Origin of the sequence: Gilliamella apicola, assembly GCF_003202655.1 — a bacterium.
In the GTDB taxonomy this organism is placed as follows: domain Bacteria; phylum Pseudomonadota; class Gammaproteobacteria; order Enterobacterales; family Orbaceae; genus Gilliamella; species Gilliamella apicola_R.
The window spans coordinates 212,850-239,198 of record NZ_QGLR01000007.1 but is presented as its reverse complement, the minus strand read 5'-3'; the positions used below and the strand labels follow the sequence as shown (position 1 = coordinate 239,198).

General features: G+C 37.1%; 28 protein-coding genes, 1 other RNA gene and 1 riboswitch. Of the genes, 16 read left to right on the top strand and 13 right to left on the bottom strand.

All coding sequences use genetic code 11. The annotated features are described in order from the left end of the window. Positions 1 to 6: 6 nt before the first annotated feature. Both proQ and DKK70_RS03955 read right to left on the bottom strand, forming a co-directional pair. A complete protein-coding gene (proQ, locus tag DKK70_RS03960) occupies positions 7 to 543 on the bottom strand; it encodes an RNA chaperone ProQ (RefSeq protein ID WP_110432821.1) in 537 nt (178 codons plus the stop codon). A gap of 63 nt (positions 544 to 606) precedes the next feature. Beyond that, entirely contained in the window at positions 607 to 963 is a 357-nt protein-coding gene (locus tag DKK70_RS03955; RefSeq protein WP_110432820.1) for a DNA-binding protein, read from the bottom strand. 178 nt (positions 964 to 1,141) lie between these two features. Between DKK70_RS03955 and DKK70_RS03950 the strand changes: the two genes are divergently transcribed. The 3 genes from DKK70_RS03950 (at position 1,142) to rnpB (ending at position 2,548) form a co-directional block, all read left to right on the top strand. Beyond that, positions 1,142 to 1,423: a helix-turn-helix domain-containing protein gene (locus tag DKK70_RS03950; protein ID WP_110422807.1), complete on the top strand. Its 282-nt coding sequence runs from the start codon at positions 1,142 to 1,144 to the stop codon at positions 1,421 to 1,423. Positions 1,424 to 1,610: 187 nt separating this feature from the next. Beyond that, positions 1,611 to 1,973, top strand: coding sequence for a hypothetical protein (locus DKK70_RS03945; protein WP_110432819.1), 363 nt, complete (start codon positions 1,611 to 1,613; stop codon positions 1,971 to 1,973). Positions 1,974 to 2,159: 186 nt separating this feature from the next. After that, positions 2,160 to 2,548: RNase P RNA component class A (gene rnpB, locus DKK70_RS03940), an RNA gene on the top strand. 2 nt (positions 2,549 to 2,550) lie between these two features. On the opposite strand, the gene DKK70_RS03935 is transcribed toward rnpB, so the two are convergent. The 6 genes from DKK70_RS03935 to DKK70_RS03910 all read right to left on the bottom strand — a co-directional run bounded on the left by DKK70_RS03935 (position 2,551) and on the right by DKK70_RS03910 (position 8,772). Next, positions 2,551 to 3,243: a DedA family protein gene (locus tag DKK70_RS03935; protein ID WP_110432818.1), complete on the bottom strand. Its 693-nt coding sequence runs from the start codon at positions 3,241 to 3,243 to the stop codon at positions 2,551 to 2,553. A gap of 26 nt (positions 3,244 to 3,269) precedes the next feature. Next, positions 3,270 to 4,730: a metalloprotease TldD gene (gene tldD / locus DKK70_RS03930; protein WP_110432817.1), complete on the bottom strand. Its 1,461-nt coding sequence runs from the start codon at positions 4,728 to 4,730 to the stop codon at positions 3,270 to 3,272. A 73-nt stretch (positions 4,731 to 4,803) separates the two neighbouring features. Continuing rightward, on the bottom strand, positions 4,804 to 6,279 hold the full coding sequence (gene rng, locus DKK70_RS03925) for a ribonuclease G (RefSeq protein ID WP_110432816.1): 1,476 nt from the start codon (positions 6,277 to 6,279) through the stop codon (positions 4,804 to 4,806). Positions 6,280 to 6,291: 12 nt separating this feature from the next. After that, entirely contained in the window at positions 6,292 to 6,783 is a 492-nt protein-coding gene (mreD, locus tag DKK70_RS03920) for a rod shape-determining protein MreD (RefSeq protein WP_110432815.1), read from the bottom strand. After that, the gene (gene mreC / locus DKK70_RS03915) at positions 6,770 to 7,612 is read right to left on the bottom strand and encodes a rod shape-determining protein MreC (RefSeq protein ID WP_110432814.1); all 843 of its coding nucleotides are present in this window, start codon (positions 7,610 to 7,612) and stop codon (positions 6,770 to 6,772) included. Before mreC ends, mreD begins: the two co-directional genes overlap by 14 nt. A gap of 116 nt (positions 7,613 to 7,728) precedes the next feature. Then, on the bottom strand, positions 7,729 to 8,772 hold the full coding sequence (locus DKK70_RS03910) for a rod shape-determining protein (RefSeq protein ID WP_065562215.1): 1,044 nt from the start codon (positions 8,770 to 8,772) through the stop codon (positions 7,729 to 7,731). A gap of 370 nt (positions 8,773 to 9,142) precedes the next feature. On the opposite strand from DKK70_RS03910, the gene accB reads away from it, so the two are divergent. The 3 genes from accB (at position 9,143) to DKK70_RS03895 (ending at position 11,690) form a co-directional block, all read left to right on the top strand. After that, entirely contained in the window at positions 9,143 to 9,598 is a 456-nt protein-coding gene (gene accB / locus DKK70_RS03905) for an acetyl-CoA carboxylase biotin carboxyl carrier protein (RefSeq protein WP_110432813.1), read from the top strand. A gap of 40 nt (positions 9,599 to 9,638) precedes the next feature. Next, positions 9,639 to 10,985, top strand: coding sequence for an acetyl-CoA carboxylase biotin carboxylase subunit (accC, locus tag DKK70_RS03900; RefSeq protein ID WP_110432812.1), 1,347 nt, complete (start codon positions 9,639 to 9,641; stop codon positions 10,983 to 10,985). Positions 10,986 to 11,051: 66 nt separating this feature from the next. Beyond that, a complete protein-coding gene (locus tag DKK70_RS03895) occupies positions 11,052 to 11,690 on the top strand; it encodes a bifunctional 4-hydroxy-2-oxoglutarate aldolase/2-dehydro-3-deoxy-phosphogluconate aldolase (RefSeq protein WP_086358276.1) in 639 nt (212 codons plus the stop codon). 52 nt (positions 11,691 to 11,742) lie between these two features. Here the strand turns inward: DKK70_RS03895 and DKK70_RS03890 are convergent, their stop codons facing one another. Beyond that, a complete protein-coding gene (locus tag DKK70_RS03890; RefSeq protein ID WP_110432811.1) occupies positions 11,743 to 12,513 on the bottom strand; it encodes an ABC transporter permease in 771 nt (256 codons plus the stop codon). Next, on the bottom strand, positions 12,506 to 13,444 hold the full coding sequence (locus DKK70_RS03885) for an ABC transporter ATP-binding protein (RefSeq protein WP_110432810.1): 939 nt from the start codon (positions 13,442 to 13,444) through the stop codon (positions 12,506 to 12,508). The genes DKK70_RS03890 and DKK70_RS03885 overlap by 8 nt, the downstream gene beginning before the upstream one ends. Before the next feature lie 149 nt (positions 13,445 to 13,593). Between DKK70_RS03885 and mog the strand changes: the two genes are divergently transcribed. From mog to cysS, 5 genes are all read left to right on the top strand, one after another. Beyond that, entirely contained in the window at positions 13,594 to 14,172 is a 579-nt protein-coding gene (mog, locus tag DKK70_RS03880) for a molybdopterin adenylyltransferase (protein WP_219999674.1), read from the top strand. A 193-nt stretch (positions 14,173 to 14,365) separates the two neighbouring features. Beyond that, positions 14,366 to 14,824: a transcriptional regulator ArgR gene (gene argR / locus DKK70_RS03875; protein WP_110432808.1), complete on the top strand. Its 459-nt coding sequence runs from the start codon at positions 14,366 to 14,368 to the stop codon at positions 14,822 to 14,824. Positions 14,825 to 14,933: 109 nt separating this feature from the next. Beyond that, a riboswitch (Lysine riboswitch) is annotated at positions 14,934 to 15,108 on the top strand. A gap of 72 nt (positions 15,109 to 15,180) precedes the next feature. After that, a complete protein-coding gene (gene lysC / locus DKK70_RS03870; RefSeq protein ID WP_110432807.1) occupies positions 15,181 to 16,542 on the top strand; it encodes a lysine-sensitive aspartokinase 3 in 1,362 nt (453 codons plus the stop codon). 341 nt (positions 16,543 to 16,883) lie between these two features. After that, a complete protein-coding gene (locus DKK70_RS03865; protein WP_110422793.1) occupies positions 16,884 to 17,126 on the top strand; it encodes a GlsB/YeaQ/YmgE family stress response membrane protein in 243 nt (80 codons plus the stop codon). A gap of 225 nt (positions 17,127 to 17,351) precedes the next feature. Then, complete coding sequence (gene cysS, locus DKK70_RS03860) at positions 17,352 to 18,743, top strand: cysteine--tRNA ligase (protein WP_110432806.1); 1,392 nt, start codon at positions 17,352 to 17,354, stop codon at positions 18,741 to 18,743. Positions 18,744 to 18,793: 50 nt separating this feature from the next. On the opposite strand, the gene trmJ is transcribed toward cysS, so the two are convergent. Then, positions 18,794 to 19,534, bottom strand: a complete 741-nt coding sequence (gene trmJ, locus DKK70_RS03855) for a tRNA (cytosine(32)/uridine(32)-2'-O)-methyltransferase TrmJ (protein WP_110432805.1) — start codon at positions 19,532 to 19,534, stop codon at positions 18,794 to 18,796. A 250-nt stretch (positions 19,535 to 19,784) separates the two neighbouring features. Here trmJ and raiA point away from each other — a divergent pair, with 250 nt between their 5' ends. The 5 genes from raiA to DKK70_RS03830 all read left to right on the top strand — a co-directional run bounded on the left by raiA (position 19,785) and on the right by DKK70_RS03830 (position 24,846). Then, complete coding sequence (gene raiA, locus DKK70_RS03850; RefSeq protein WP_110432804.1) at positions 19,785 to 20,114, top strand: ribosome-associated translation inhibitor RaiA; 330 nt, start codon at positions 19,785 to 19,787, stop codon at positions 20,112 to 20,114. 100 nt (positions 20,115 to 20,214) lie between these two features. Next, positions 20,215 to 21,366, top strand: coding sequence for a bifunctional chorismate mutase/prephenate dehydratase (gene pheA, locus DKK70_RS03845; RefSeq protein WP_110432803.1), 1,152 nt, complete (start codon positions 20,215 to 20,217; stop codon positions 21,364 to 21,366). An 8-nt stretch (positions 21,367 to 21,374) separates the two neighbouring features. After that, positions 21,375 to 22,412, top strand: coding sequence for an A/G-specific adenine glycosylase (mutY, locus tag DKK70_RS03840; RefSeq protein ID WP_110432802.1), 1,038 nt, complete (start codon positions 21,375 to 21,377; stop codon positions 22,410 to 22,412). A 73-nt stretch (positions 22,413 to 22,485) separates the two neighbouring features. Then, positions 22,486 to 23,679, top strand: coding sequence for an MFS transporter (locus DKK70_RS03835; protein WP_110432801.1), 1,194 nt, complete (start codon positions 22,486 to 22,488; stop codon positions 23,677 to 23,679). Between the two features lie 126 nt (positions 23,680 to 23,805). Then, complete coding sequence (locus tag DKK70_RS03830; RefSeq protein ID WP_110432800.1) at positions 23,806 to 24,846, top strand: NADH:flavin oxidoreductase/NADH oxidase; 1,041 nt, start codon at positions 23,806 to 23,808, stop codon at positions 24,844 to 24,846. 50 nt (positions 24,847 to 24,896) lie between these two features. Here the strand turns inward: DKK70_RS03830 and DKK70_RS03825 are convergent, their stop codons facing one another. Continuing rightward, positions 24,897 to 26,081, bottom strand: a complete 1,185-nt coding sequence (locus DKK70_RS03825) for an FAD-dependent monooxygenase (RefSeq protein ID WP_110432799.1) — start codon at positions 26,079 to 26,081, stop codon at positions 24,897 to 24,899. Positions 26,082 to 26,095: 14 nt separating this feature from the next. Then, on the bottom strand, positions 26,096 to 26,266 hold the full coding sequence (gene tatA / locus DKK70_RS03820; protein ID WP_375334964.1) for a Sec-independent protein translocase subunit TatA: 171 nt from the start codon (positions 26,264 to 26,266) through the stop codon (positions 26,096 to 26,098). Positions 26,267 to 26,349: the final 83 nt, after the last annotated feature.

Genomic DNA, 26,349 nt, shown 5'->3' with positions numbered 1-26,349 from the left:
AATTCTCTATCGATTAATAATGTGCTCAGGTTTGACCGTAAGTTCCATTCCTGTTCCTACTTTAACTTTGATTTGATCTTTCTCGATTGTGATGATTTGTCCGGTTATTGGTTTTTTACCAACATTAACTTTCACAGAGTCACCTATTTTCAAAGCTCGAGGTTTGCGAGTAGGTTTGGGAGCTGCTTTGCGTTTTAATTTAGCACGCTCTTTCGCTTGTTGTTTACTCTCTTTTAGTAGTTGTTGCGCATGTTCCATCTGTTCTTTGGTAATCACTTCTGTCGCGTTACCATCTAAATCAACGCGATTGGCCCCTTCTTTTATACTATAGAGATAACGCCAACTCATGGTGTAGGTTCTAAGTGCAACGCGAAGTTTGGTTTTGCTCAGTAATTCACTGCTTTCCAAGTGAGTGATAATATCTTGAAAGATACCGATCTTTAAAGGCTTAGCCTCCCCTTCAAGAGAAAAACAATTGGGAAACTGCTGGCTTAAATAATTAATAATGTCTTTGCTACTTGTTAATTGAAACTGATTTTCCATTGAATATTCCATAGATACTAAAATTTTCTGACGCTAAAGTATATCTCAGCTTATACAATAACACTAACTATCTTTTTTCTGTTTATTAATAAAAGAAATAAAATCTTTAACACCGTTTCGCATTAGCCATGAACTGACAATTGTTTGTTCTTCTGTAGATAGTTGTTCAAATGCATTTATCCAAAGCTGTAGTGGATCGATAGGGGCAATGAGATAAGTCGCATTTTCCTCTTCGAGATATAAGGCTTTTTTAACATCAATGGATAAACTACTTATATGGTATTCAAGTGCTTTACCCCGAACACCAGAACGCTTACGTGAGATCCATTTTTCAGTTCTTGCTTTACGATTGATACCTTGTGTTGTCGATGGCATCCCTGCAATATTTAATAGTTCTTTTGGTGAGAACCACTCTTTCATTTTAATTATCCCAATCTTAATAAACAAGAAAAAATTATAGAAATTAAAGAAACTTTGATACAATAATAAGAAACTACTTACCATTGGTATTTAAAGTTAATTTATCAACTTACTGGTTTTAATAACTAGAAAGCATAACATAGATATTCGAGGTTATAAAATAAGAAGGAAGAAAAAAATGGAAATAAAATCTAATGACTGGCATAAAGCAGATATCATTGCCGCATTAAAGAAGAAAGGAACTACTCTCGCAGAGTTATCCCGCCAATCAGGTTTGAGTTCCTCAACACTTAGTAATGCGCTTATCAGACCATGGACAAAAGGAGAGTCAATTATAGCCAAAGCGCTTAATTTAAAACCTTCACAAATTTGGCCAAGCCGTTATATTAATTCGATGACCAGACAGCCAATTAAGCGAGTTTTACGAAAAACTTCCGATAATCCACCAAAAAACAGTTGATCAGAAATTACCAAGTTAACATTTTTTATAACCATATGGAAATATTTAGAAACTTAATGTTTTATTTCCATATGTTATTTTTCGTTATCTTTTTTGTATTAATCTCATTTGCTTATCTTTAATAATATTAATCCTATGTTAGGATATGTTATTCTCGGCTATAAATTTTTTGGATAGGCAATAACATATGAAACATTTTAGTAAAATCTTGCTGCTTTTGTTGTTTACATTGGCATTATCGGCATGTTCGCAAAAAAACTATTTCGAACAAGGTACACCTCTGAGTTATGAAAAAGTTAATAGAATTGTCGAAGGTTCAACGCCTGAGGCTCAACTGTTACTAATTTTTGGTGAACCAGCAAGTAAAGTTGTTATCAATGAGAATGAATCAAAATGGACTTACCAATATCTGAAAAAGAGTTCAACCAGTAATGTTTTATTGGGTGAAACCTCATACGATATTGTTGAAAGTACCTTAGAAGTGATCGTCAAACAAGGCGTTGTAACCGGGTTTGATTATTCACAAAACAATAAAGAGAAGAAGTGGTAATTATCTGAGGATTTTAAAGCACATTGATTAGATGTGCTTTTTGATTATTTACTTTAGCCATTTTAGGAAGCTTCAGTTAGTTATTCTCAAATTTAACCTGATTATTTTTTATTTTTGTTTAGATTCCTTTCATATATACCTTATTCTGTTCTGGACAAAAGTCTCTATTAGGTTATACTCTTTGGCGAAATTAACCAGACAATCGCTGCTTTGTTGTAGTCCCTTGCAAGAGGGAGACAAACAGAGGGGAGGAAAGTCCGGGCTCCATAGGGCAGAGTGCCAGGTAACGCCTGGGGGATTTTGGCGCGAGCTGAGATTCACGACTAGTGCAACAGAGAGTATACCGCCGATGGCTTAGCAATAAGATCAGGTAAGGGTGAAAGGGTGCGGTAAGAGCGCACCGCGCAACTGGTAACAGTTGTGGCACGGTAAACTCCACTCGGAGCAAGGTCAAATAGGGATTCATTGGCGCGGCCCGCGTTGAATCCGGGTAGACTGCTTGAGCTAATGCGTGAGCATTAGCCTAGAGGAATGATTGTCCACGACAGAACCCGGCTTATCGGTTAATTTCACCTTTTTATTTTTTTACTGACTCGCTTTGCTTTGCTTGCTTTTTACTACTTAACCAACGTTTTACCGCTAGCCAAATCGAAAAAATTAAGCCTAACACCAATAAAAATACCGGTATTAACATCAATAACGACATGATCTGTTTTTCATAGGTTTTGAAGACCGGTGATAAACCAAATAAATAACCTAATGTGACGATCAAAAATATCCATAATGTTGCGCTGATCCAATTATAGATATGGAACTTGCGGCTATGTAAACCGGATAATCCCGCCATCATCGGTAATAAAGTACGCACAAATGCAATAAATCGACCTATGAATAACGCTTGTAAGCCATATTTGTGGAATAGCACTTCTGATTTACGATGATATTTTTCTGGTAAGTGCGCCATCCAATTTTGTACAATTTTGGTATTACCCAGCCAGCGACCTTGGGCATAACCAAGCCAAGTGCCGAATGCCGCACCAGCTATAAGAATTAAGTTGATAAGACCAAAATGAAAAACATCAAGACTAATCAATACCCCTGTTAGAAACAGTAAACTGTCACCCGGTAAAAAGGCAGCTGGTAAAACGCCATTTTCTAACAAGATGATAACAAATAGCATGCCATATAGTATCCATAACACTTCTGGATTTGAGAGTGTTTTGATATCCATATGAACAAATGCTTGGTAGAGTGTAATGATTGTATCCATTTAGCTTAATTTCCCATTATTTATTGTTATTTGTGGTTAATAGTACCACCGACGGTTAAATTATTCACTTTTAAAGTTGGTTGACCAACACCAACAGGCACACTTTGCCCTGCTTTACCACAAACACCTACGCCTGGATCAAGTTCGAGATCATTGCCTACCATCGAAATTTGCTGCATAGTTTCAATACCTGAACCAATAAGCGTTGCACCTTTAACCGGTGTGGTGATTTTGCCTTTTTCAATTAAATAAGCTTCAGAAGTTGAGAACACAAATTTGCCCGAGGTGATATCCACTTGGCCACCGGCAAAATTAGGTGCATATAGCCCATAATCTACGCTTTGGATGATCTCATCAAAAGTTGAGTTACCGGCAAGCATGTAGGTATTGGTCATTCTAGGCATTGGTAAACAAGCGTAGCCTTCACGCCGACCATTGCCAGTCGAATGGCAATTCATTAATTTGGCATTGAGTTTGTCAAACAAGTAACCTTTTAAAATACCGTTTTCAATTAATACCGTTTTTTGACTTGGTGTACCTTCATCATCAATAGAGAGTGAGCCACGACGATTTTCAATTGTTCCATCATCAACAATGGTACAGAGTTCTGAGGTCACTTGTTGGCCAATTTTCCCTGAAAATACTGAGCTATTTTTACGATTAAAGTCCCCTTCTAATCCGTGTCCTACTGCTTCGTGTAGTAATACTCCCGGCCAACCGGCACCGAGAACAACTGGCATAGTGCCAGCTGGAGCTGCTTTGGCTGAGAGTAAAACTAAGGCTTGACGAACTGCTTCGCGGGTATAGCTATCTACATGACTCTCACCCGTTTTGTGATTAGTCGTTAAAAAGTAGTCATAACCAAATCGACCACCACCACCACTGCTACCTCGTTCACGTTTACCATCTTGTTCAACAAGAACTGATACCGATAAGCGAACTAAAGGCCGAATATCCGCACATAAAGTACCATCAGTGCCGGCAATTAGAATATCTTCATAGCTGCCAATTAAACTTGCTGATACTTCAATAACTCTTGGATCAATTGCGCGCGCTAACTTATCGACTTGATGTAATAGAGCAATTTTTTGTTCTTGCGCAAAGGTATTTATTGGGTTAATCGAAGGGTACTTCATGATATTATTAGCCGTTTTAAATGGCGTAACTGCAATCGGTGTTTGCTGTTTAGTGATTGAGTTTGCTGCCAGAACACTCTGCTCTAAACGAGCTAGTGAAAGCTGGTCGGTATAAGCAAATCCAGTTTTTTCACCAATAATCGCTCTTACGCCAACACCTTGGTCACGATGAAAAGAGGCATTTTTGATGATACTATCTTCAAGTGACCAACTTTCGTAATAACCAGATAAAAAATATAAATCACCAAAATCAATTTGCCTTGAACTAAGCATATCAAGCAATTTTGCTATATCTTGCTGATTTAAGTTATTTGGATTGAGTAACCGTTCACTCACTTGAGTTACGTTCATAAATTCCTTAATCTAATGATTTTAAATATAAAATTGTAAAAATTATTGTTTTGTTTTAACTAATTAATTTTGATTACATAAGTACGACATCGTATTGTTCTTGTATATACAATGGCTCGACTTTAACTTCGACCCGTTTGCCAACAAACACTTCAACTTCCGCCAATGCGTGTGATTCATCAGTGGTTAATGCATTAGCCACTGCCGCCGAAGCATATACCAAGAAGTATTCAGAGCGATGAGCTTTGTATACTCGGACGATTTCACGAAGAATTTCGTTACAAACCGTTTCAACCGATTTAACAATTCCTCGTCCTTTACATGCAGGACACTCTTCACAAAGTATGTGACCAATGCTTTCACGCGTCCGCTTACGTGTCATTTCGACTAGCCCTAAACCAGAGAAAGTATTTACCGAAGTACGGGCGCGATCCTTGGCTAAAAAGTCTTGTAATGACTGCAATACCCGCTCACGGTGAATATTTTCTTGCATATCAATAAAGTCGATAATGATAATACCACCTAAATTACGTAATCGTAATTGCCGAGCAATGGCAATCGTTGCTTCGATATTGGTGTTAAAAATCGTCTCTTCTAAATTACGATGACCGACAAATGCACCAGTATTAATATCAATGGTGGTCATGGCTTCGGTCTGATCGATAATTAAATAACCACCCGATTTTAATTTAACTTTACGATCTAAGGCTCGTTGAATTTCGTTTTCAATATCATATAGATCGAATATAGGAATATTGCCGCGATAATGGCATAGTTTGTTAGTCACTTCTGGCATAAACTCTTGAGTAAACTCAACCAATAAGTCATAAGTCAGTTTTGAATCAACTAAAATTCGTTCAATTGGGTCACCGACAAAATCACGTAATACACGTTGCGATAAGGCAAGTTCACCATAAACTAAATATTTGCTAATTGGCCGTGCCATTCGCTCTTGAATTTTGGCCCATAACCGTTTTAAAAAGTTAGCGTCTTGTTCAAGTTCATGAGCATTTGCGCCTTCGGCTGCGGTTCTGACAATAAAGCCTGTTTCATCAGTGACATATTGTTCAACAATTTTCTTAAGTCTTTCCCGCTCTTCTTCCGATTCAATTCGCTGGGACGTTGCAACATGCGCAGAATTAGCGCCCGGCATCAATACTAAGTAACGTGATGGCAATGTGATGTCGGTAGTAAGTCTAGCACCTTTAGTGCCTAAAGGATCTTTGACGACTTGTACCATTAAATCTTGGCCTTGACGAACTAGTTCAGAAATGTCTTTCACTTGAAACTGTTCTTGTTCACTATCCGATACACACTCGGTATGCGGCATGATATCCGAGGCGTGCAAAAATGCAGCTTTTTCAAGCCCGATATCAACAAACGCCGCTTGCATTCCGGGTAAAATACGAATGACTTTACCTTTATAGATATTACCGACAATACCTCGGCGAGATTCCCGATCAACGTGGATTTCTTGTAATATCCCATCTTCAATATATGCCACACGAGTTTCTGATGGCGTAACATTCATTAATAATTCAACAGACATCATGATTCCTTATTAACTGATAGCAAATTTCCGTCTTATCAGTCGTAAGAATAGAAAAATCACTATCCATAATAAACCATCGACAAAACTAGATATAAAAATTAAAGGTGAAATCGTTACGGTATGATAAATAATTACCTGAAGTAAAAATATTAATAAGTTGTAACAAAGTGAAACAGCAAATATGATAATTGACTGTTGCCATAAAGCTAAATTGCGAATTAGCTGGAATTTAAACATTAACAGATATGCTACGCAGCAAAATATAATTGCATGAATACCTAACAGCGTTCCTGAAAATAGGTCTAAAACAATACCTAATAAAAATGCTACGCTCATACCTACTCGATGTGGCAATGCTATTAACCAATAAGCCAAGACTAACACTAATAAATGAGGTTTGAACATATTATATTCTGGCGACCAAGGTATGATCTGTACACATAAACCAATTAGCAATGTTAACCAAATAATCAATATGCTGATTCGATTATTCCCCATCATGTTTTACTCCTTGCTCACCCCACAATAGCAATAAATAACGTAAACGTTTTAAATCTGCGGTTGGCGTAGCAGAAATTATCGGGGTAGAATCTCTAATATCAAGTTTAACTGAACTGACTACCGCCACCGGATACCCCTCAGGAAAACGGCCATCAAGCCCAGAAGTAACTAAAACATCACCAACTTTGATATCAACATTATTAGGTAAAAAATCAAGGGTTAAATCTTTATTACATCCATTGCCAACAGCTACCATTGATATATCATTTCTTAGTACTTGTACGGGAATTGCATGTTGATAATCACATACTAATATCGCTCGACTAGTTGCTTGAGCTGTTTGATAAATTTGTCCAACAATACCTTTTTCGTCAACTACCGGTTGACCGACGTAAACACCATTATTTGCACCTTTATCGATTACCACTTGATAAACATAAGGATCGGTATCGGCTAATAGTACTTGAGCAGCCATTTTATGTTCATCGTGCCTTAAAGGCGAACCTAACAGTTCTCTTAGGCGATCGTTTTCATGCTTTAAATGTTCAAGTAATAGTAGATCACTTTTTTGTTGCATCAATGTTTCTTGCAATTTTGCATTTTCCTTAACTAATGTCTCTTGCGTTTTTGACATTTCATATAGGGAATCAAATGATGATTTTGGTGCACTTGAAACATGATAAAGCGGTGAAACTATAGTATCTAAATAATAACGAACCTCTTTAAAAGGACGATAATTGATGTCTAACACTATTAACGTCAAAGCGAGTGCCAGTGCTATAAATAATTGAACACTCAGAGGCGAACGTTTAGAAAAAAGTAATTTCATTGTCCAGTATTTACCTGTTATATACCTAGAATTTAGCAATTTTAAGATATGACTCCGCCGACAACGTCGGCGGGAAAAATGAAATATTCGTTACTTATAGGTAATATTGTATATGATTACTCTTCACTGAAGAGATCACCACCATGCATATCTACCATATCAAGTGCTTTACCGCCACCACGAGCCACACAAGTCAGTGGGTCTTCAGCAACGACAACGTGAATACCTGTTTCAGCAGAGAGTAATTTATCAATATTACGTAATAAAGCACCACCACCAGTTAATACCATACCATGCTCTGAAATATCTGAAGCAAGTTCTGGAGGACATTGTTCAAGCGCAACTTTAACTGCACTAACAATACCACTTAATGGCTCTTGTAATGCTTCTAATATTTCATTTGAATTTAGGGTAAAGCTACGCGGTACACCTTCAGCTAAATTACGTCCACGAACTTCGATTTCAAGAACTTCATCACCCGGATAAGCACTACCAATAAAGTGTTTAATTTTTTCAGCAGTTGCTTCACCAATTAATGCGCCATAATTACGACGAACATAATTAATAATTGCTTCATCAAAACGGTCACCACCAATGCGAGCCGAAGCGGAATAAACCACACCATTTAATGAAATAACGGCAACTTCTGTTGTGCCACCACCGATATCAACAACCATTGAGCCGGTTGGTGCAGAAACAGGTAAATCAGCACCAATGGCTGCAGCCATTGGTTCTTCAATTAAATACACTTCACGGGCACCCGCACCTAATGCGGATTCACGAATAGCACGGCGTTCAACTTGTGTTGCACCAACCGGAACACAAACCAACACACGTGGACTTGGTCTTAAAAAGCTATGGCTGTGAACTTGTCGAATGAAGTACTGTAACATTTTTTCAGTTACGGAAAAGTCGGCTATTACACCATCTTTCATTGGTCTAATCGCCGCAATATTACCTGGCGTACGCCCTAGCATCTGTTTCGCAGCATGCCCAACGGCAGCAACACTTTTGGGTGTCCCTGAGCGATCTTGACGAATGGCAACAACTGAAGGTTCGTTAAGCACAATACCTTGCCCTTTAACATAAATGAGGGTGTTAGCTGTACCTAAATCAATCGATAAATCATTTGAAAACAAGCCGCGAACTTTTTTGAACATAATAAAAACTCTTCCTAGAATTAATCTTGTTTAAATATATTTGAGTATTAGAAGCAAACTTAGGCGTCTACAAAATATATATTTTTAATTTTATCCGACAAATAATAGATTATTTAGCGAATAAAAACCACAGCCAGCCTCAATAATAATTAAGGATTACTATTGTATCGCAATTTGAAAATAATACCTAGAAAATAGTATAACAAGTGAGTGTAAAGGAGATATATAATGACAAATTAATATTTACAGTGTATCCTTCCGCGTTAATATTGAGTTACTATTTTTAGTATCAAATTAAAAGATCATTTTTAAGATATTAAAGATACATTAAAATAATTGTTATTTATATCAAATAAACACGGTGTAATTCATGGATATACGCAAAATTAAAAAGTTAATTGAATTAGTAGAAGAGTCAGGTATTTCTGAGCTTGAGATTTCTGAAGGTGAAGAATCGGTTCGAATTAGTCGGTCAATACCTGCAACAAACTACTCCGCTCCAGTGCAAAATATTCAAATCCCACAACCAGCTCCTGCTGTAGTAGCGGTTGCGCCTACAGTTGAGGCAGAAGTCATCGCAGACAGCAATAGTGGTACAACGATTAAATCGCCAATGGTGGGAACGTTTTATCGTACACCGAGCCCTGAATCAAAAGCGTTTGTTGAAGTCGGCCAAAGTGTAAATGTTGGTGATGTGCTTTGTATTGTTGAAGCAATGAAAATGATGAACCAAATTGAATCAGAAAAAGCAGGGACTATCAAAGCTATTTTAGTTGAAAATGGTCAACCAGTTGAATTCGATCAACCGCTATTCATTATTGAATAATCAGAATTATTTATTAACTTAAACGATTAAGAGATTGAATATGCTTGATAAAATTCTTATTGCTAACCGCGGAGAGATCGCTCTTCGCATCTTGCGAGCATGTAAAGAACTTGGAATAAAAACTGTCGCTGTTCACTCTTCGGCAGATAAAGATTTAAAACATGTGTTACTTGCAGACGAAACCGTTTGTATAGGTCCAGCAGCTTCTGCCAAAAGCTATCTTAATATCCCTGCATTAATCTCTGCCGCCGAGGTAACCGGCGCCGCAGCTATTCATCCTGGATATGGATTTTTATCAGAAAATGCAGATTTTGCTGAACAAGTTGAACGTTCAGGCTTTATATTTATTGGCCCAAAACCAGATACTATTCGCTTAATGGGTGACAAAGTATCTGCTATTGAAGCAATGAAAAAAGCAGGTGTACCTTGTGTTCCAGGTTCTGATGGTCCACTGGGTAGCAATATGGAGACCAATAAGCAAATTGCGAAAAAAATTGGCTATCCAGTTATTATTAAAGCATCTGGCGGCGGCGGTGGTCGCGGAATGCGAATTGTTCGAGAAGAAAAAGATCTTGAGCAATCAATCAAAATGACTAAGCTTGAAGCCAAAACTGCATTTAATAATGACATGGTTTACATGGAAAAATTCCTTGAAAACCCTCGTCATATCGAAATTCAGGTTTTGTCTGATGGTCAAGGTCATGCCGTTTATTTGGGTGAACGTGATTGTTCAATGCAACGACGTCACCAAAAAGTGCTTGAAGAAGCGCCAGCAGTTGGTATTACGCCAAAAATGCGTAAATTCATCGGTGAACGTTGTGTTAATGCCTGTATCGAAATCGGCTATCGTGGTGCTGGTACTTTTGAATTTTTATTTGAAAATGGCGAATTTTATTTCATCGAAATGAATACCCGTATTCAAGTAGAACATCCAGTTACTGAAATGGTTACCGGTATTGATCTTATTCGTGAGCAAATTTTGATTGCCGCAGGCCAACCTTTATCAATTGATCAAAATGATATTAAAATTAAAGGTCATGCAATAGAGTGTCGAATTAATGCCGAAGATCCCAAAACCTTTATGCCTTCGCCGGGGAAAATTAGTCGCTTCCATGCGCCGGGAGGATTTGGTATTCGTTGGGAATCACATATATATGCTGGTTATACTGTGCCACCATATTATGATTCAATGATCGGTAAATTAATCGCCTATGGTGAAACTCGTGAAGTTGCCATTGCTCGCATGAAAAATGCATTAGCAGAACTGGTTATTGATGGTATAAAAACCAATATTGAACTTCATCTAGAAATTTTGAATGATGAAGGTTTCATAAAAGGTGGTACCAACATTCACTATCTAGAGAAGAAACTAGGTATTTATGAGTAAAAATAAGCCCTCTATAGTTTGAGGGCTTATTGCTGTATAGAAGTAAATAAAGTATAGGTAATACATATGAAAAATTGGAAAAAAAGCGCAGAAGATATTTTAACATTGGGTCCAGTAGTACCGGTTATTGTTATCGAGCGTTTAGAAGATGCAGTTCCTTTAGCTAAAGCGTTAATTGCTGGCGGTGTAAAAGTACTTGAAGTCACTTTAAGAACAGCTTGTGCACTTGACGCAATTAAGAAAATTATTAAAGAAGTACCTGAGGCGGTAGTGGGTGCGGGTACAGTAACCAGTGTTGAGCAACTTAAACAAGCCACTGAAGCAGGCGTGGAATTTATCATCACTCCGGGTATTACTGATTCTATTTTAAAAGCAGCAGTTGAAGGTACTGTGCCGGTTATTCCTGGGATTGCAACTATTTCAGAATTATTAACTGCCCAAGAATATGGCTTAACAGCATTGAAATTCTTCCCAGCTGAAATAAATGGCGGGGTTGCTGCGTTAAAAGCGTTTGCTGGTCCTTGTGGTTATATGAAATTCTGCCCAACTGGCGGTGTGAATCCGAAAAACTATCGTGACTATTTAGCACTTGATAATGTCCTTTGTGTAGGTGGAACTTGGTTTATCCCTACTGATGCGATTGCTAAAGGTGATTTTGCTAAAATTACTGAAATGGCAAAAGAAGCCGTTGCCGGTGCAAAATAGGTTTTACTTTACCGCCGACATTGGTCGGCGGTTTAGCTTTATTCAAATTAATCTAACTCCTAAGCCCTCTTCCACTTTCTATAACTCGCCACGCGATAAAATATAAGGTAGCCACAAAAAGTAACAGCATTGAAAAAGTGATCACTAAAGAGACATCACTAGTGCCTAAAAAACCATAACGAAAGCCATTAATCATATAGACAATTGGATTGAGTTTAGAAACCCATTGCCAAAAAGTGGGTAACATAGTGATTGAATAAAAAACTCCACCTAAATAAGTTAACGGTGTTAATACAAAGGTGGGAATAATACTTATATCATCAAATGATTTTGCAAATACGGCATTTAACAAGCCGGCTAAGGAAAATAAAATTGAGGTTAATAATAAGGTAAAAATAACAAATGGCCATGAATAAACTTGGTATCGAACAAAGAATAACGACACAATTGTGACCAATATACCTGTCAATATGCCGCGCATGACACCGCCACCTACATATCCCCAAATAATAATATGAGTAGGAACCGGAGCAACAAGTATTTCTTCAATATTACGTTGGAATTTTGCACTAAAAAATGAAGAGCAGACATTAGTATATGAATTGGTAATAACCGACATCATAATTAGACCGGGGACAATAAATGCCATATAACTAAAGCCACCCATGTCACCAACACGTGAGCCGATTAGATTACCAAAAATAATAAAATAGAGTGACATGGTAATAACAGGAGGAATCAATGTTTGCAGCCAAATTCTTAAAAATCGAGTAACTTCTTTACGCCAAATACTTTTTAAGGCAATCCAATATAAATTATTCATCAATAGCTCCTTTAGTATCATTGCGCACCAAATCTACAAATAATTCTTCTAATCGATTAGCTTTATTACGAACACTAATTACTTTTATGTTTTGTTGATTGAGTTGTTCAAACAACTGATTTAATCCATGTTGTTTATCTACACTGACTTCTAACATGCCCGATTCGACCTCGGTATAATGATAACCTTGAAGAGAGATTGGTGTAGCTGTTGGTACAAAATCAATGATGATTGTTTCAGATTGACTTTTTGCTAGCAGATCACGCATTGATGAGTTAGCGATTAATTCTCCATGCTGAATAATACCGATATGACGGCAGAGCATTTCGGCTTCTTCCAAATAGTGGGTGGTTAATATAATAGTAATGCCTTGTTGATTAATTTTGCGGAGAAATTCCCACATAGAACGACGTAATTCTATGTCAACCCCGGCGGTAGGCTCATCTAGAATTAATAATTTTGGTTCATGAACCAGCGCTCTGGCGATCATTAGTCGTCTTTTCATTCCGCCTGATAACATATTAGCTCGACTATGTCTTTTATCCCACAAATCTAAAATACGCAGATACTTTTCAGCTCGTTGTAAGGCTAATTTGCGAGGCAAACCATAATAACCACCTTGATTGGTAACGATCTGGAGTACTTCTTCAAATTGGTTAAAATTAAACTCCTGAGGGACAAGCCCTAATTGCCTTTTGGCATTAACCACATCGGTGTCTAAGTCATATCCAAAGATTTTAACTTCACCTGATGTTTTAGTAACTAATGAACTAATTATACCAATGGTGGTTGACTTTCCTGCACCATTTGGCCCAAGCAAGGCATAAAAATCCCCAGCTTGTACGGTTAAGTTAATTCCTTTTAATGCTTCTACACCATTTTTATATATTTTCTTAAGCGCTATGAGTTCTAGTGCTGGCGTCGATGACATAAATGAATCCTAATTCCATAATTTGCTATTTGTATAATATGATATCATGTTTAACCAATCGGCAATATTGTTATAATTTTAATATTTATTCAATGAATAAAACTGACAATATGAATTTTAGGTAAATATAGGATTGAGGATTGAATGTTATGGTCAAAATTGGATTAGTTTCAGTGTCAGATAGGGCATCGCAAGGCGTTTATCAAGATGAAGGTATTCCCGCGTTGCTATCATGGTTACAAAGTGCATTGAAAACCACATTCATTACCGAACAACGCATTATCCCGGATGAACAACCGATCATTGAAAAAACGCTGTGCCAATTGGTTGATGATTTGCAATGTAATCTTATTTTAACCACTGGCGGAACAGGTCCGGCAATTAGAGATGTGACTCCTGATGCAACTTTAGCTGTTGCCGATCGATTGATGCCAGGTTTTGGTGAACAAATGCGACAAATTAGTTTGCATTTTGTGCCAACTGCAATCTTGTCCAGACAAGTTGGTGTCATTCGTAAGCAATGTTTAATTTTAAATTTACCGGGTCGACCAAAATCAATTAAAGAAACACTTGAAGGTGTTAAAGATAGCCAAGGTAACACTATAGTTACTGGTATTTTTGCCAGTGTTCCATACTGTATTGATTTATTGGAAGGTCCCTATATCGAAACCCATGATCACATAGTTAAAGCTTTTCGACCGAAAAATGCCAGCAAATCTAATCTTTAATTTTATGCAAATATCATGCATAATTATGTAAGTTATATTCACACTCAAGATAGTAAGATTAATAGGCACACTACATTAATTATCAATCATCACAGAATTACTCACTGAAATCGTGTAATTTTAGTTAATCAGCTGATATGGCTAATTAATTCAATTGAGTTAATTGGTCATAAATTAAATTTAAAGGAACAGTATGAAACAAAACGATCTCACTAAAACTTTTAAAGAAATGCTTTTACAGGAAAAGTTTAGTTCTCAGATAGGTATCGTACAAGCCTTACAAGAGCAAGGATTTGATAATATCAATCAATCCAAAGTATCCAGAATGTTAACCAAATTTGGCGCAGTAAGAACTCGCAACGCAAAATCTGAAATGGTTTATTGCTTACCGGCCGAAATGAGTGTACCAACCACAAGTAGTCCTTTAAAAAATTTAGTATTGGACATCGATTACAATAGTTCAATGGTGGTTATTCGTACCAGTCCGGGAGCTGCGCAACTGATTGCTAGATTGTTAGATTCAATTGGTAAATCTGAAGGGATTTTAGGATCAATTGCCGGCGATGATACGATTTTTAGTACACCAACTAAGGAGTGTTCGGTAAAAAAATTATATCAAACCATTATTGAATTATTTGAACGAAGCTTATAAATAAAGGGGCTATTTTAGCGAAACCTAATAATTTTTTTTAATATTTAACCTATTGACACACTTGGTAAAATCGTTAATCCTATATAGCACTGATTTTGTAATTAAAATTACGAAAAGAAGAGGCGCATTACTCAGGTAGATTATTTTAGGTGCTGGAACCGTTAATAAATAATTGAGGGGGTGTAATGCCGAGGTTTGATTGTTAATCCAGAAAACAATTAAATCGACTGCAAGGGCTGAATCCCTTGGGTTGTCACCCTAACAGGTGGAGCGCTTCACGGTATGTATTTTTTGCTGTAATAGGACATGCCCGCTCTGTCTCTGTTAAAAATAAAAATTTTTAATATGAGGAATTCATGGAAACATCATTTATAATTGCTAAATTCGGCGGTACTAGCGTTGCAGATTATCCCGCAATGGTTAATAGTGCCAATATTGTCATAGCTAATCCTAACGTCAAAGTCGTTGTGTTGTCTGCTTCTGCGGGAATAACCAATTTATTGGTAGCCTTAGCCGAAGGTCGCGATATCAATATTAGATCAAAACATATCGCTAAAATTCAATCGATTCAATATAGCATTTTAGAAAATTTACCTGAAAATCCAGCCTTACGTGCTGAAATTGACCAAATAATTGCCAATATCGCTTCATTATCAGAAGCAGCAAGTTTAGCCACCTCCCCTGCGCTGACGGATGAATTAGTCAGTTATGGCGAAATCATGTCATCAAAACTATTTGTCGAAATATTAAAAGAAAAACAAAAAAATGCCATTTGGTTTGATGTACGAAAAGTGATGCGCACCGATGATAAATTTGGTAAAGCAGTACCGAAAATTGACGAAATTAAACAACTTTGTTGCGCCCATTTAAAATCATTAAATCCAGAAACTATCGTGGTTACTCAAGGTTTCATTGGTAGTGAAAGTACCGGCAAAACTACCACGTTAGGCCGTGGTGGTAGTGATTATACCGCCGCCCTGCTTGGCGAAGCATTAAATGCGACACAAATCGATATCTGGACTGATGTTGCTGGCATTTATACCACCGACCCTCGCATCACTTCTGGTGCGAAACGTATTGATGAAATATCGTTTGCTGAAGCAGCCGAAATGGCCACTTTTGGTGCCAAAGTCTTACATCCGGCAACACTCGTGCCGGCGGTACGTAGCAATATTCCAGTATTTGTTGGTTCCAGTAAAGCTCCACAAGAAGGTGGCACCATTGTTTATAATACCCACAGCATTAAATCTGCATTACCTTCTTTTAGAGCGTTAGCACTGCGCCGTAAACAGACATTATTAACCTTAACCAGCTTAAATATGCTGCATGCACAAGGTTTTTTAGCTAATGTATTTACCATATTGGCTAAACACAATATATCGGTTGATTTAGTCACCACCTCTGAAGTTAGTATTGCATTAACCATTGACACCACTGGCACCAATACCAATGGTAATAGCTTATTAACTAAAGCGTTATTCGATGAATTATCAACAGTTTGTCATGTCGAAGTTGAAGAAGATTTAGCATTGATTGCCATAATTGGTAACAATTTAACTACAACCAAAGGGATTGCTAAGGAAGTCTTTGGCGCTTTAGATGACTTTATTATTCGACTTTGCTGTTATGGTGCTAGTACACATAATCTTTGTCTGCTGGCAAGAAGTAACGATGCAGAAGAGGTGATAAAAGTTTTACATAAAACGATTTTTGAATAATTACTTAATGGGAGCGATTCTACCATCGCTCCTTACAAATAATGATATAAATCTTCACTTAAGCAACACCAAAAATTCCTAGAATATTTGAAAAAATAATTGTAAACTACATGCAATATTTGTATGTAAGGTTATCTGTAATGCCATGACATACATCTATCGCTACACACAGATCTAAGTATTAATCATTTTTCTTCATTTTTAGATAACAAATTTTTTAAAGCTGTAAATTTTACGTTTTATTAATAAGTTATATCTTTCACAACGCTTATTGTCATCTTCAATAGGTTTTAAGCTTTACAAAAAGTAACTTTTAACTTAATTAAACGAAGGAAATTATCATGGGTATTTTAAGCTGGATTATTCTAGGATTAATTGCTGGATGGATCGCTAAGTTTTTTATGCCATTAGGACAAGTGGGTGTACTCAAAACTATCCTACTTGGTGTAGCTGGCGCATTGGTCGGTGGTTATATCAGTACCTTCTTCGGTTGGGGTAGTGTGACTGGTTTTAACTTCCCGAGTTTGTTTATCTCTGTGCTTGGGTCAATTTTACTTATTTACCTTTACCGACTAATCAAATAACTTCTCTGCATAAAATGGCGAGCTAATTTGCTCGTCATTTTTTATCAAATTGAATGTTCGCTTTTTGTTATTAATGGCTAACAACTCTTTAATTTTTCATTAATCGAAAATTTATTGTTATTTGTACTGTTTTTAATCTTGAAGAGTAGAATAAGCCATTCCGCCATACTCAGATTTTTGTTATATTAAGCGCTAATCGCAATTTGATATGAGCAGCCGATAATAATGCTAAAAATATTCAATACACTAACTCGAGAAAAAGAAGTCTTTCAACCAATTACTCCTAACAAAGTTGGGCTATATGTTTGTGGTGTCACTATCTATGACCTTTGCCATATCGGCCATGGGCGTACTTTTGTAGCATTTGATGTGGTTACTCGTTATTTACGCTTTTTGGGCTACGATCTTACCTATGTTCGCAATATTACTGATGTTGATGACAAGATCATTAAACGTGCACTTGAAAATGGTGAAACTTGTGATCAGTTAACCGATCGTATGTTGACAGAGATGTATGCCGATTTTGATGCACTGAATATCAAACGACCTGATGTTGAACCGCGTGCCACTCGTCATATGTCACAAATTATCGAGCTAGTTGAAGAATTGCTTAAAAAAGATCATGCTTATATTGCTGATAATGGTGATGTGATGTTTTCTGTCGATAGTGATCCTAATTACGGTATCTTATCACGGCAAAATTTAGAGCAGTTACAAGCCGGTGCTCGAGTTGATGTGGTGGAAGTTAAACGTAACCCAATGGACTTTGTACTCTGGAAGATGTCAAAACCTAACGAACCGAGTTGGGATTCGCCATGGGGTAAAGGCCGACCTGGTTGGCATATTGAATGCTCTGCAATGAATAGCCATCAATTGGGCCACCATTTTGATATTCATGGTGGCGGTTCTGATTTAATGTTCCCTCATCATGAAAATGAGATAGCCCAATCTACCTGTGCCCATAACGGCCAATATGTAAATTATTGGATGCACTCGGGCATGGTAATGATTGACCAAGAAAAAATGTCGAAATCACTAAATAATTTTTTCACTATCCGTGATGTGCTAAAACATTATGATGCTGAAACTGTGCGCTACTTTTTATTATCAGGCCATTATCGTAGCCAACTTAACTATAGTGAAGAGAATCTTAAACAAGCTCGTACCGCTTTAGAAAGGCTTTATACCGCTTTAAGAGATACCGATGCAAACTATCCACACAACACACCGGATAGTGATTATCATCGACAATTTTGTCAGGCGATGGATGATGATTTCAACACGCCTGAAGCCTATTCAACATTATTTGACTTGGCTAGAGAGATTAATAAAGCTAAAGCTGAAAATGATATGCCATTAGCCAATGAACTTGCCGCTGAGCTACGCGCTTTATCGTCGGTACTAGGCTTGCTTGAACAAGATCCTGTTAAATTTTTACAAGGTAATAGCCAAGATGATGAGGATACACAACTGATTGAAGCCTTGATCAAACAACGTAACGATGCGCGTGCAAGTAAGAATTGGGCTTTAGCTGATGAAGCTCGAGATAAACTTAATCAAATGAATATTATTCTTGAGGATGGTGCTAACGGCACAACATGGCGTAAAAAGAGTTAATGCAGTAAGTTAAAATCCCCCTAGATTAGTAATAAGCTAGGGGATAAATCTTACTGTTTTTTGTCTATGGAGGTTAAAATTCCCCGTAAAATATTGAGTTCTTGCTGTTCGATACGAGCTCGAGTAAATAATCGCCGTAAACGCCCCATAATTTGCCCTGGATGGTGAGGGTTAATAAAGCCAGTATGTAATAATGTCTGCTCTAAATGTTGATAAAAACGTTCAATATCTTCATCTTTAGGGTAATGAACTTCATTGATATCCTTTTCATCTAATTTTATTGATGCCTCTTGAGCAGACAACAGCGACATGCGAATTTCATAACTAAGGACTTGAACTGACATCGCTAAATTCAAAGAGCTATAGTCAGGATTAGCCGGAATACTAACATGAAAGTGGCATTTTTGTAATTCATCGTTGGTTAGCCCTACTCGTTCACGACCAAAAACCAAAGCAACTTGAGCATGACGACAAGCTTCAGCAATAATTTTGTCCCCACACTCTTTCGGCGTTAAATTGGGCCATTGCAAACTTCGCGCACGCGCACTGGTACCAATAACCAACGAACAATCGGCAACCGCTGCTTCAAGAGATGAGAAAATTTGAGCTTGTTTGATAATATCACTCGCGCCGGCTGCCAGTGAAATTGATTGGGAATCTGGTTTTATTATTGGATTAACTAAACATAGATTGGTTAATCCCATGGTTTTCATTGCCCTAGCAGCTGATCCCATATTACCAGTATGAGAAGTTTCCACTAAAACAATCTTAATATTATCTAAATAACTCACATTTTCCTCATTAAACAATTGAACTTATCTATTAAATTAATTTCAATAAGCCACAGTATATAATAAAAATTAGTTTAACAGCAGTTTAGCCCACTTTAATAACAAATAGTGATAATTATTTTAGACAAAACTCACAAAAAGTTTATGCAAAACAAAATTATCTATTGACGAAAGGTAAAAAATTTGTCAATGTAATCAATAGAATAATTATATAAGCTCAATTAGAAAGTAAACATAGTGGAGGTCAATTATGACTTTAAGTATTACCAGTAAACAAATGGATATTACCCCTGCAATTCGTAGCTATCTTGAAGATAAGTTCTCGAAACTAGATAAATGGAGAGCTTTACTAATCAACCCTCACTTTATTTTATCTAAAGAGCCCGATGGATTTATTGTTGATGCAACTATTGCAACCAAAGGTTCGCCACTCGTTGCTTCCGCTAAACACATTGACATGTATGCAGCTATTAATGATTTAATTGCTAAACTTGAAAAACAGCTAAATAAACTTCAACATAAAGGCGAATCACGCCGTGCATTTGACAGTATTAAAAATGCAGTAATTGAAGAAGAATAATAATTTATTGTTATAATTTAATAAAAAGGCACTTTACTAGTGCCTTTATTTTTTTGCTTGCTATAATATTGCCCATCTAATTTTTAATCTATTAATGAATATGACTACCAATCCTTTATTGCCTTTACGCGACAAAATTAACCAACTCGATCAAAAATTGATTGAAATCATAGCCGAAAGACGTCAAGTTTCAAGCGAAGTAATTCAAGCAAAAATAGCAGCAAACATCCCTTTGCGCGATTTAGCGCGTGAACGCTCACTGATTAAGGCACTAATCGAACAAGGTAAACAATATCATCTTGATGACCTTTTAATTAGGCGTTTATATCAAATTATTATTGAAGATTCTGTTCTGCTGCAACAGAAATTTCTACAAGAAAAACTGAATCAAGGCGCTCTCTCTTCAGCCAAAATTGCGTTTTTAGGACCAAAAGGATCCTATTCCCATTCAGCGGCTCGTCGTTATGCAATTGCACACTTTGACCAGTTGACTGAATCAAGCTGTAATACTTTTAAAGATATTTTTGAAAAAGTTGAATTACAAGTTGTTGATTATGGAATTTTACCGATTGAAAACTCCAGTTCAGGATCTATCAATGAAGTGTATGATTTGTTGCAAAAAACCAATTTACATATTATTGGCGAACTATCCTTACCGATTGATCACTGCGTTTTAGCTATTCCTAATGTCAAACTAGAACAGATAGATACTATTTATAGCCATCCACAACCATTCCAACAATGCAGTAATTTCTTAGAAAATTATCCGCATTGGAAAATCGTTTATTGCGACAGCACTTCATCGGCCATGGAAACTGTCGCGAAATTAAATCAACCAAATATTGCCGCTATGGGTAATAAAGATGGTGGGGAATTATATGGCCTACAAGTTCTTGAGCACAATTTTGCTAATCAAAAAGAGAATATTACTCGTTTTATTGTGTTAGCGCGTGAGCCGATTGAAGTATCCGACCAAATTCCTGCTAAAACCACAATCTTAATGAAAACTGGCCAGCAAGCAGGTGCTCTGGTTGATGCCCTATCGGTTTTACGCAATCATAATATTGTCATGACTAAACTTGAATCACGGCCTATTCATGGCACCCCGTGGGAAGAGATGTTTTATATTGATTTACAGGGCAATATTCACGATTACGAAATGCAAATTGCGCTTAAAGAATTAGCTGCTATCACTTTATATACTAAAGTACTTGGCTGTTATCCGAGTGATTCTATTACTGCTATTATGTAATGATTAGCATGACAAACAGTTTTTCAAATGCGGTACTTAACTGGTATGAGCAGTACGGCAGAAAATCACTACCATGGCAAATTGAAAAAAGTCCTTATCATGTGTGGTTATCAGAAGTGATGTTACAGCAAACACAGGTCGCTACTGTTATTCCATACTTTAAGCGCTTTATTAAGCAGTTTCCGAAAATTACTGATTTAGCTAAGGCCCCAATTGACGATATCTTACATCTTTGGACGGGGCTTGGTTACTATGCTCGGGCTCGCAATTTACATAAAGCAGCACAGGTTATCGCCGACAAATTTGATGGTAAATTTCCCACCAAATTTGACGATGTTATCGCTTTACCAGGAGTTGGTCGTTCAACCGCCGGGGCTATTTTATCTTTGTCGCAAAATCAACATTATCCAATATTAGATGGTAACGTTAAACGTGTGTTAACCCGATCTTTTGCTATCGAAGGCTGGCCGGGTAATAAAAATGTTGAAAATCAACTTTGGCAATTAAGTGAGCAAGTTACCCCTGATCATGAGGTTGCAAAATTTAATCAAGCCATGATGGACATTGGCGCCATGGTTTGTACTCGTTCTAAGCCTAAATGTAGTCTATGCCCTTTGCATCAATTATGTGTCGCATATAAGAGTGATAGTTGGCAACAATATCCAACGAAAAAACCGAAAAAGACCATTCCTGAAAAAACCGCCTATTTTCTAATGTTGGAACAGGACAATAAGATTTGGCTAGAAAAAAGACCACCTGCCGGTATTTGGGGGGGATTATATTGCTTACCGCAATTTACCAGCGAGCATGCCTTAACAGACTGGCTAGATAACCATGGTATTAAAACCAGTAAACCCAGACAATTAGTTGCATTTCGACATACCTTTAGCCATTTTCATTTAGATATTGTGCCCATTTACTGTGAGATAACAAACAACACTAAGTGTTTGGATGAGTCAAACGGTTATTGGTATAAGCTCAATTCAGAGAATGCGAAAATCGGCTTAGCTACACCTGTATATAATTTATTAAATCAATCTCGTTAACCATTACAATCTATCAGTATCCAATGATCTTTTGATATATAATTAACCATCATTTATTAGTTAACTTTTTATTATGAATAGCAAACAGGCGCAAGGTCTATCGGCATGGTTAGTATTCCTGATGGCTTTTGCCATTGGGATAACCGTCGCAAGTAATTATTATGCTCAACCACTATTGCACTCAATAACTGATGATTTACATATTGCGGTGAAACATGCTGGTTTTATCATCATGGCAGCACAATTTAGTTATGCTATAGGGTTATTATTTATCACCCCACTGGGCGATAAAATGGAACGTAAACGGTTAATACTAATCTTGATGATATTATCTACTTGTGGTTTGCTGATTAGTGCAACATCAAAAAGTTTGTGGATGCTTATGCTAGGCACAGCTATGACCGGGTTATTTTCTACTGTTGCCCAAGTACTCATTCCGTTCGCGGCGACACTATCAAGTCCTGAGCATCGGGGTAAAATTGTCGGAACATTAATGAGTGGGATGTTGCTTGGTATTTTATTAGGCCGAGCATTCGCTGGTTTGGTTTCCTCAATGACTGATTGGCATTATGTGTATTGGATCGCCGCGTCAATCATGACTATTGTCACTTTGTTACTTTACTTATCGTTACCTAGTTATAAAAATACGATTAATATTAATTATTTTCAACTGCTATTCTCGATTGGATCGTTATATCAACAAGAACCCGTATTGCGCATTCGATCATTATTGGCAATTATCTCCTTTGCACTATTTTCATTATTATGGACACCACTCGCTTTTGTATTAAGTAATACACCTTATCATTATTCCGATTTTATAATCGGATTATTCGGCTTAGCGGGTGCAGCAGGGGCACTCGGTTCGCCTATTGTTGGTAGGTTATCTGACAAAGGAAAAGGCTTTTTAGCGACCACCATTGGCTTAATCCTACTCCTAGCCTCTTGGCTACCACTTTCTCTTGCCGAGTATTCTCTTTTTGCTTTAATTTTAGGCGTAATTTTATTAGATTTTGCGGTACAAGTTACTCATGTATCAAATATGAACGCCATCTATCAAATTCGACCAGAAGCCCGCAGCCGGATGAATACCGGTTATATGGTAAGTTATTTTATCGGTGGCATGTTGGGCTCTATTGCTTCGACGTATTTGTATAGTAATTACGGTTGGTTGGCGATAATTATTTCAGGAACGGTTTTAGGATCATTAGGTTTGTTATGTTGGTTACATTACCTTAAATCAGTTCGTCACGCTAAAACGGTTTAATCACTAAAAAAATGAGGAACGAGTTTTTTTAAGATTTACTCTCTTTAATTTTGCGATTTTAAACACCATATTCTATTTATCAGGCAATATAAGAATTTGCACCATTATTGAAAACAGGAGTCAGCTATGGCCAAAATTTCCTATCTTAATACGCCATTTAACGTAAAAAATTTATCACTCAAAAATCGCATTGTGATGCCACCTATGTGTCAATATCAAGCAAAAGAGGGGTTAGCTAATGATTGGCACTTTGTTCATTATGTCTCGCGGGCGATTGGTGGTGTAGGCTTAATTATTTTAGAGATGACCAATGTTGCTCCAAATGGTCGAATCTCACCAAATTGTTTGGGATTATGGAATGATGAACAACGCGATCAGCTTAAACGTATCGTCGATGGAGTTCACGCACAAAATGGTAAAATCGCAATTCAAATTGCCCATGCAGGTCGAAAAGCGTTAGGCGAATCTGATGTCGTTTCCTGCTCCCCTATTCGTTATGATGGCAACGTCGAAGCTAATCCAAAATGGCAATATCAAACGCCTAGAGAATTAAGCAAAGATGAAATTGCTGATATTATCGAAAAATTCAGACAATCAACCAAACGTGCCGTGGAGGCCGGTTTTGATGCCATTGAAATCCATGGCGCACATGGTTATTTAATCCATCAATTTAGTTCACCAAAAAGCAATTTAAGAACCGATGAATATGGTCAGGATAAATTATTATTTGGTGAACAGGTGATCAAGGCAGTAAAATCAGTTATGCCAAAAGATATGCCACTGATAGTTCGTTTTTCCGCCCAAGAATATGGCGCTAATGGTTACGATGTTAATTACGGCTGCCAAATTGCCAAACGTTTTGCGCAAGCTGGTGCCGATGTGTTAGACGTCAGTGGCGGTGGTGACGGTCTGTTAGATCCAAACCATTCGCCAGAATTCCATGCTGGGTACCAAGTTTATTTAGCACGAGCAATTAGACAAGTTACTAATTTGCCGATCATCACCGTTGGTATGCTAGAAGATCCTTATGTTGCTGATTATGTACTAAGCACAGGCGATGCTGATTTAGTTGCGATTGGTCGGGGTTTATTAAAGGATCCTTATTGGCCGTTGCGAATTCCAACATCACCATTTATACCATCATCTTATCAAATCGCTTTTAAATAAGTTGATTTAATGATTATCCTGTAGCGACAGCTACAGGATTAATAAACAGATTAAATCTGCATGGCGTATTTGATCAACTGTTTCTTTAATGGTGAAAATTTATCAATAGCGTTCATGCCAACCGTTCTGACCATCTTTTTAAGGGCATTGTTACCATTAAACATATCTTGAATAGTTCGCATGGCAGTTAACATAACTAAAGCATCTTTACGACGAGTAAATTGAAATGATTTTAGGTTTTCCAGTAAACCGATATCTTTCTGTTCTTCAATAAGTTTTCTAATAGTTGCCACCAATAATGCAGAATCTTGAAATCCTAAATTAACTCCTTGTCCAGCTAATGGATGAATAGTATGCGCGGCATCACCTATTAGTGCTAACCGATGTTTGACAAATTGTTTAGCGAAGCGGGCTTTTAAAGGAAATACCATCCTAGGATTAACTAACTGACATTGCCCTACTTTATCACCAGTTAATTTAAACAGTTCTTGGCAAAAGTCAGATTCAGTCAAAGAGGTTAAAATTGCAGCTTGTTCAGGTTTAGTCGACCATACCAAACAGCTTTTATTGGCTTGCCAAAGCGGTAAAAAGGCAACAATACCATTGGGATAAAAAATCTGTCTGGCACATGCTTGATGAGGATATTGTGTTTCAACTGTTGTAATCACCGCATGGTGAAGATAATTACGTTCAAGCAGAGAAATTTTTTCATGTCTACGCAGCCAAGAGTGAGCGCCATCCGCTCCAATAATCAGTTTGGCTTGTAACCGAGTATTATCCGCTAAAGTTAAAAAGGCGTCATCTTGAGTACAATTATTATCGATAGCGGCAAGATTGAAAATAGCAATGTTAGGGTTTGCTTGCGCATGTTGATAAAGATAGTGTGAGATCAGATTATTTTCGATGATATAACCAAGATTTGGGTAACCATAATCTTTGGCATGTGCGCCAAGATGAGCTAGACCGTTTTTTTCCCAAACACCGATCTCACTAAAGGCATGAACGCGTTCGCTAGCACACAAATCATTCCAAATACCAATCTGAGAAAAATATTGCTGACTTGCGCCATTAATCGCCGAAGCTCTGATACCTATTTCGTCATAGGCAAAGTTTTGATGCTCATTAACTTTAGCATCGACAATTGCTACTGTTATATTGTACTGACTAAGCGCACATGCGGTTGCCAAACCAACTAATCCACCACCAACTATGGCGACATCAAATTGCGTTTTCATATCAATAATTTGGGTTATTGCTTATCAAGCTTGTTATCATTTTCAACTTCATCATCATTCATCGCTTTTTTAAACCCTTTTAGCGCTGAACCAAGATCGGAGCCTAGATTACGTAATTTTTTAGTTCCAAAAATGAGAACCACCACGGCAAGAAATACTAAAAGATGGGGAATGCTAAATGACATAATTAAAACCTCATTTAAAGATATATCGCTATTTGAACAATTAACTTCAACAAATAGATTATAAAATAATGGAAATAATTATA

Excerpts from the sequence above, each read along its gene's own strand:
- mreD (WP_110432815.1), bottom strand. The coding sequence starts at position 6,783 with ATGATGGGGAATAATCGAATCAGCATATTGATTATTTGGTTAACATTG.
- mreC (WP_110432814.1), bottom strand. The coding sequence starts at position 7,612 with ATGAAATTACTTTTTTCTAAACGTTCGCCTCTGAGTGTTCAATTATTT.
- lysC (WP_110432807.1), top strand. The coding sequence starts at position 15,181 with ATGGAAACATCATTTATAATTGCTAAATTCGGCGGTACTAGCGTTGCA.
- DKK70_RS03950 (WP_110422807.1), top strand. The coding sequence starts at position 1,142 with ATGGAAATAAAATCTAATGACTGGCATAAAGCAGATATCATTGCCGCA.
- pheA (WP_110432803.1), top strand. The coding sequence starts at position 20,215 with ATGACTACCAATCCTTTATTGCCTTTACGCGACAAAATTAACCAACTC.
- DKK70_RS03865 (WP_110422793.1), top strand. The coding sequence starts at position 16,884 with ATGGGTATTTTAAGCTGGATTATTCTAGGATTAATTGCTGGATGGATC.
- DKK70_RS03945 (WP_110432819.1), top strand. The coding sequence starts at position 1,611 with ATGAAACATTTTAGTAAAATCTTGCTGCTTTTGTTGTTTACATTGGCA.
- tatA (WP_375334964.1), bottom strand. The coding sequence starts at position 26,266 with ATGTCATTTAGCATTCCCCATCTTTTAGTATTTCTTGCCGTGGTGGTT.
- DKK70_RS03835 (WP_110432801.1), top strand. The coding sequence starts at position 22,486 with ATGAATAGCAAACAGGCGCAAGGTCTATCGGCATGGTTAGTATTCCTG.
- DKK70_RS03955 (WP_110432820.1), bottom strand. The coding sequence starts at position 963 with ATGAAAGAGTGGTTCTCACCAAAAGAACTATTAAATATTGCAGGGATG.
- argR (WP_110432808.1), top strand. The coding sequence starts at position 14,366 with ATGAAACAAAACGATCTCACTAAAACTTTTAAAGAAATGCTTTTACAG.
- mutY (WP_110432802.1), top strand. The coding sequence starts at position 21,375 with ATGACAAACAGTTTTTCAAATGCGGTACTTAACTGGTATGAGCAGTAC.
- accC (WP_110432812.1), top strand. The coding sequence starts at position 9,639 with ATGCTTGATAAAATTCTTATTGCTAACCGCGGAGAGATCGCTCTTCGC.
- rng (WP_110432816.1), bottom strand. The coding sequence starts at position 6,279 with ATGTCTGTTGAATTATTAATGAATGTTACGCCATCAGAAACTCGTGTG.
- mog (WP_219999674.1), top strand. The coding sequence starts at position 13,594 with ATGGTCAAAATTGGATTAGTTTCAGTGTCAGATAGGGCATCGCAAGGC.
- DKK70_RS03885 (WP_110432810.1), bottom strand. The coding sequence starts at position 13,444 with ATGTCATCGACGCCAGCACTAGAACTCATAGCGCTTAAGAAAATATAT.
- DKK70_RS03910 (WP_065562215.1), bottom strand. The coding sequence starts at position 8,772 with ATGTTCAAAAAAGTTCGCGGCTTGTTTTCAAATGATTTATCGATTGAT.
- accB (WP_110432813.1), top strand. The coding sequence starts at position 9,143 with ATGGATATACGCAAAATTAAAAAGTTAATTGAATTAGTAGAAGAGTCA.
- DKK70_RS03830 (WP_110432800.1), top strand. The coding sequence starts at position 23,806 with ATGGCCAAAATTTCCTATCTTAATACGCCATTTAACGTAAAAAATTTA.
- DKK70_RS03825 (WP_110432799.1), bottom strand. The coding sequence starts at position 26,081 with ATGAAAACGCAATTTGATGTCGCCATAGTTGGTGGTGGATTAGTTGGT.
- proQ (WP_110432821.1), bottom strand. The coding sequence starts at position 543 with ATGGAAAATCAGTTTCAATTAACAAGTAGCAAAGACATTATTAATTAT.
- DKK70_RS03890 (WP_110432811.1), bottom strand. The coding sequence starts at position 12,513 with ATGAATAATTTATATTGGATTGCCTTAAAAAGTATTTGGCGTAAAGAA.
- tldD (WP_110432817.1), bottom strand. The coding sequence starts at position 4,730 with ATGAACGTAACTCAAGTGAGTGAACGGTTACTCAATCCAAATAACTTA.
- DKK70_RS03935 (WP_110432818.1), bottom strand. The coding sequence starts at position 3,243 with ATGGATACAATCATTACACTCTACCAAGCATTTGTTCATATGGATATC.
- DKK70_RS03895 (WP_086358276.1), top strand. The coding sequence starts at position 11,052 with ATGAAAAATTGGAAAAAAAGCGCAGAAGATATTTTAACATTGGGTCCA.
- cysS (WP_110432806.1), top strand. The coding sequence starts at position 17,352 with ATGCTAAAAATATTCAATACACTAACTCGAGAAAAAGAAGTCTTTCAA.
- raiA (WP_110432804.1), top strand. The coding sequence starts at position 19,785 with ATGACTTTAAGTATTACCAGTAAACAAATGGATATTACCCCTGCAATT.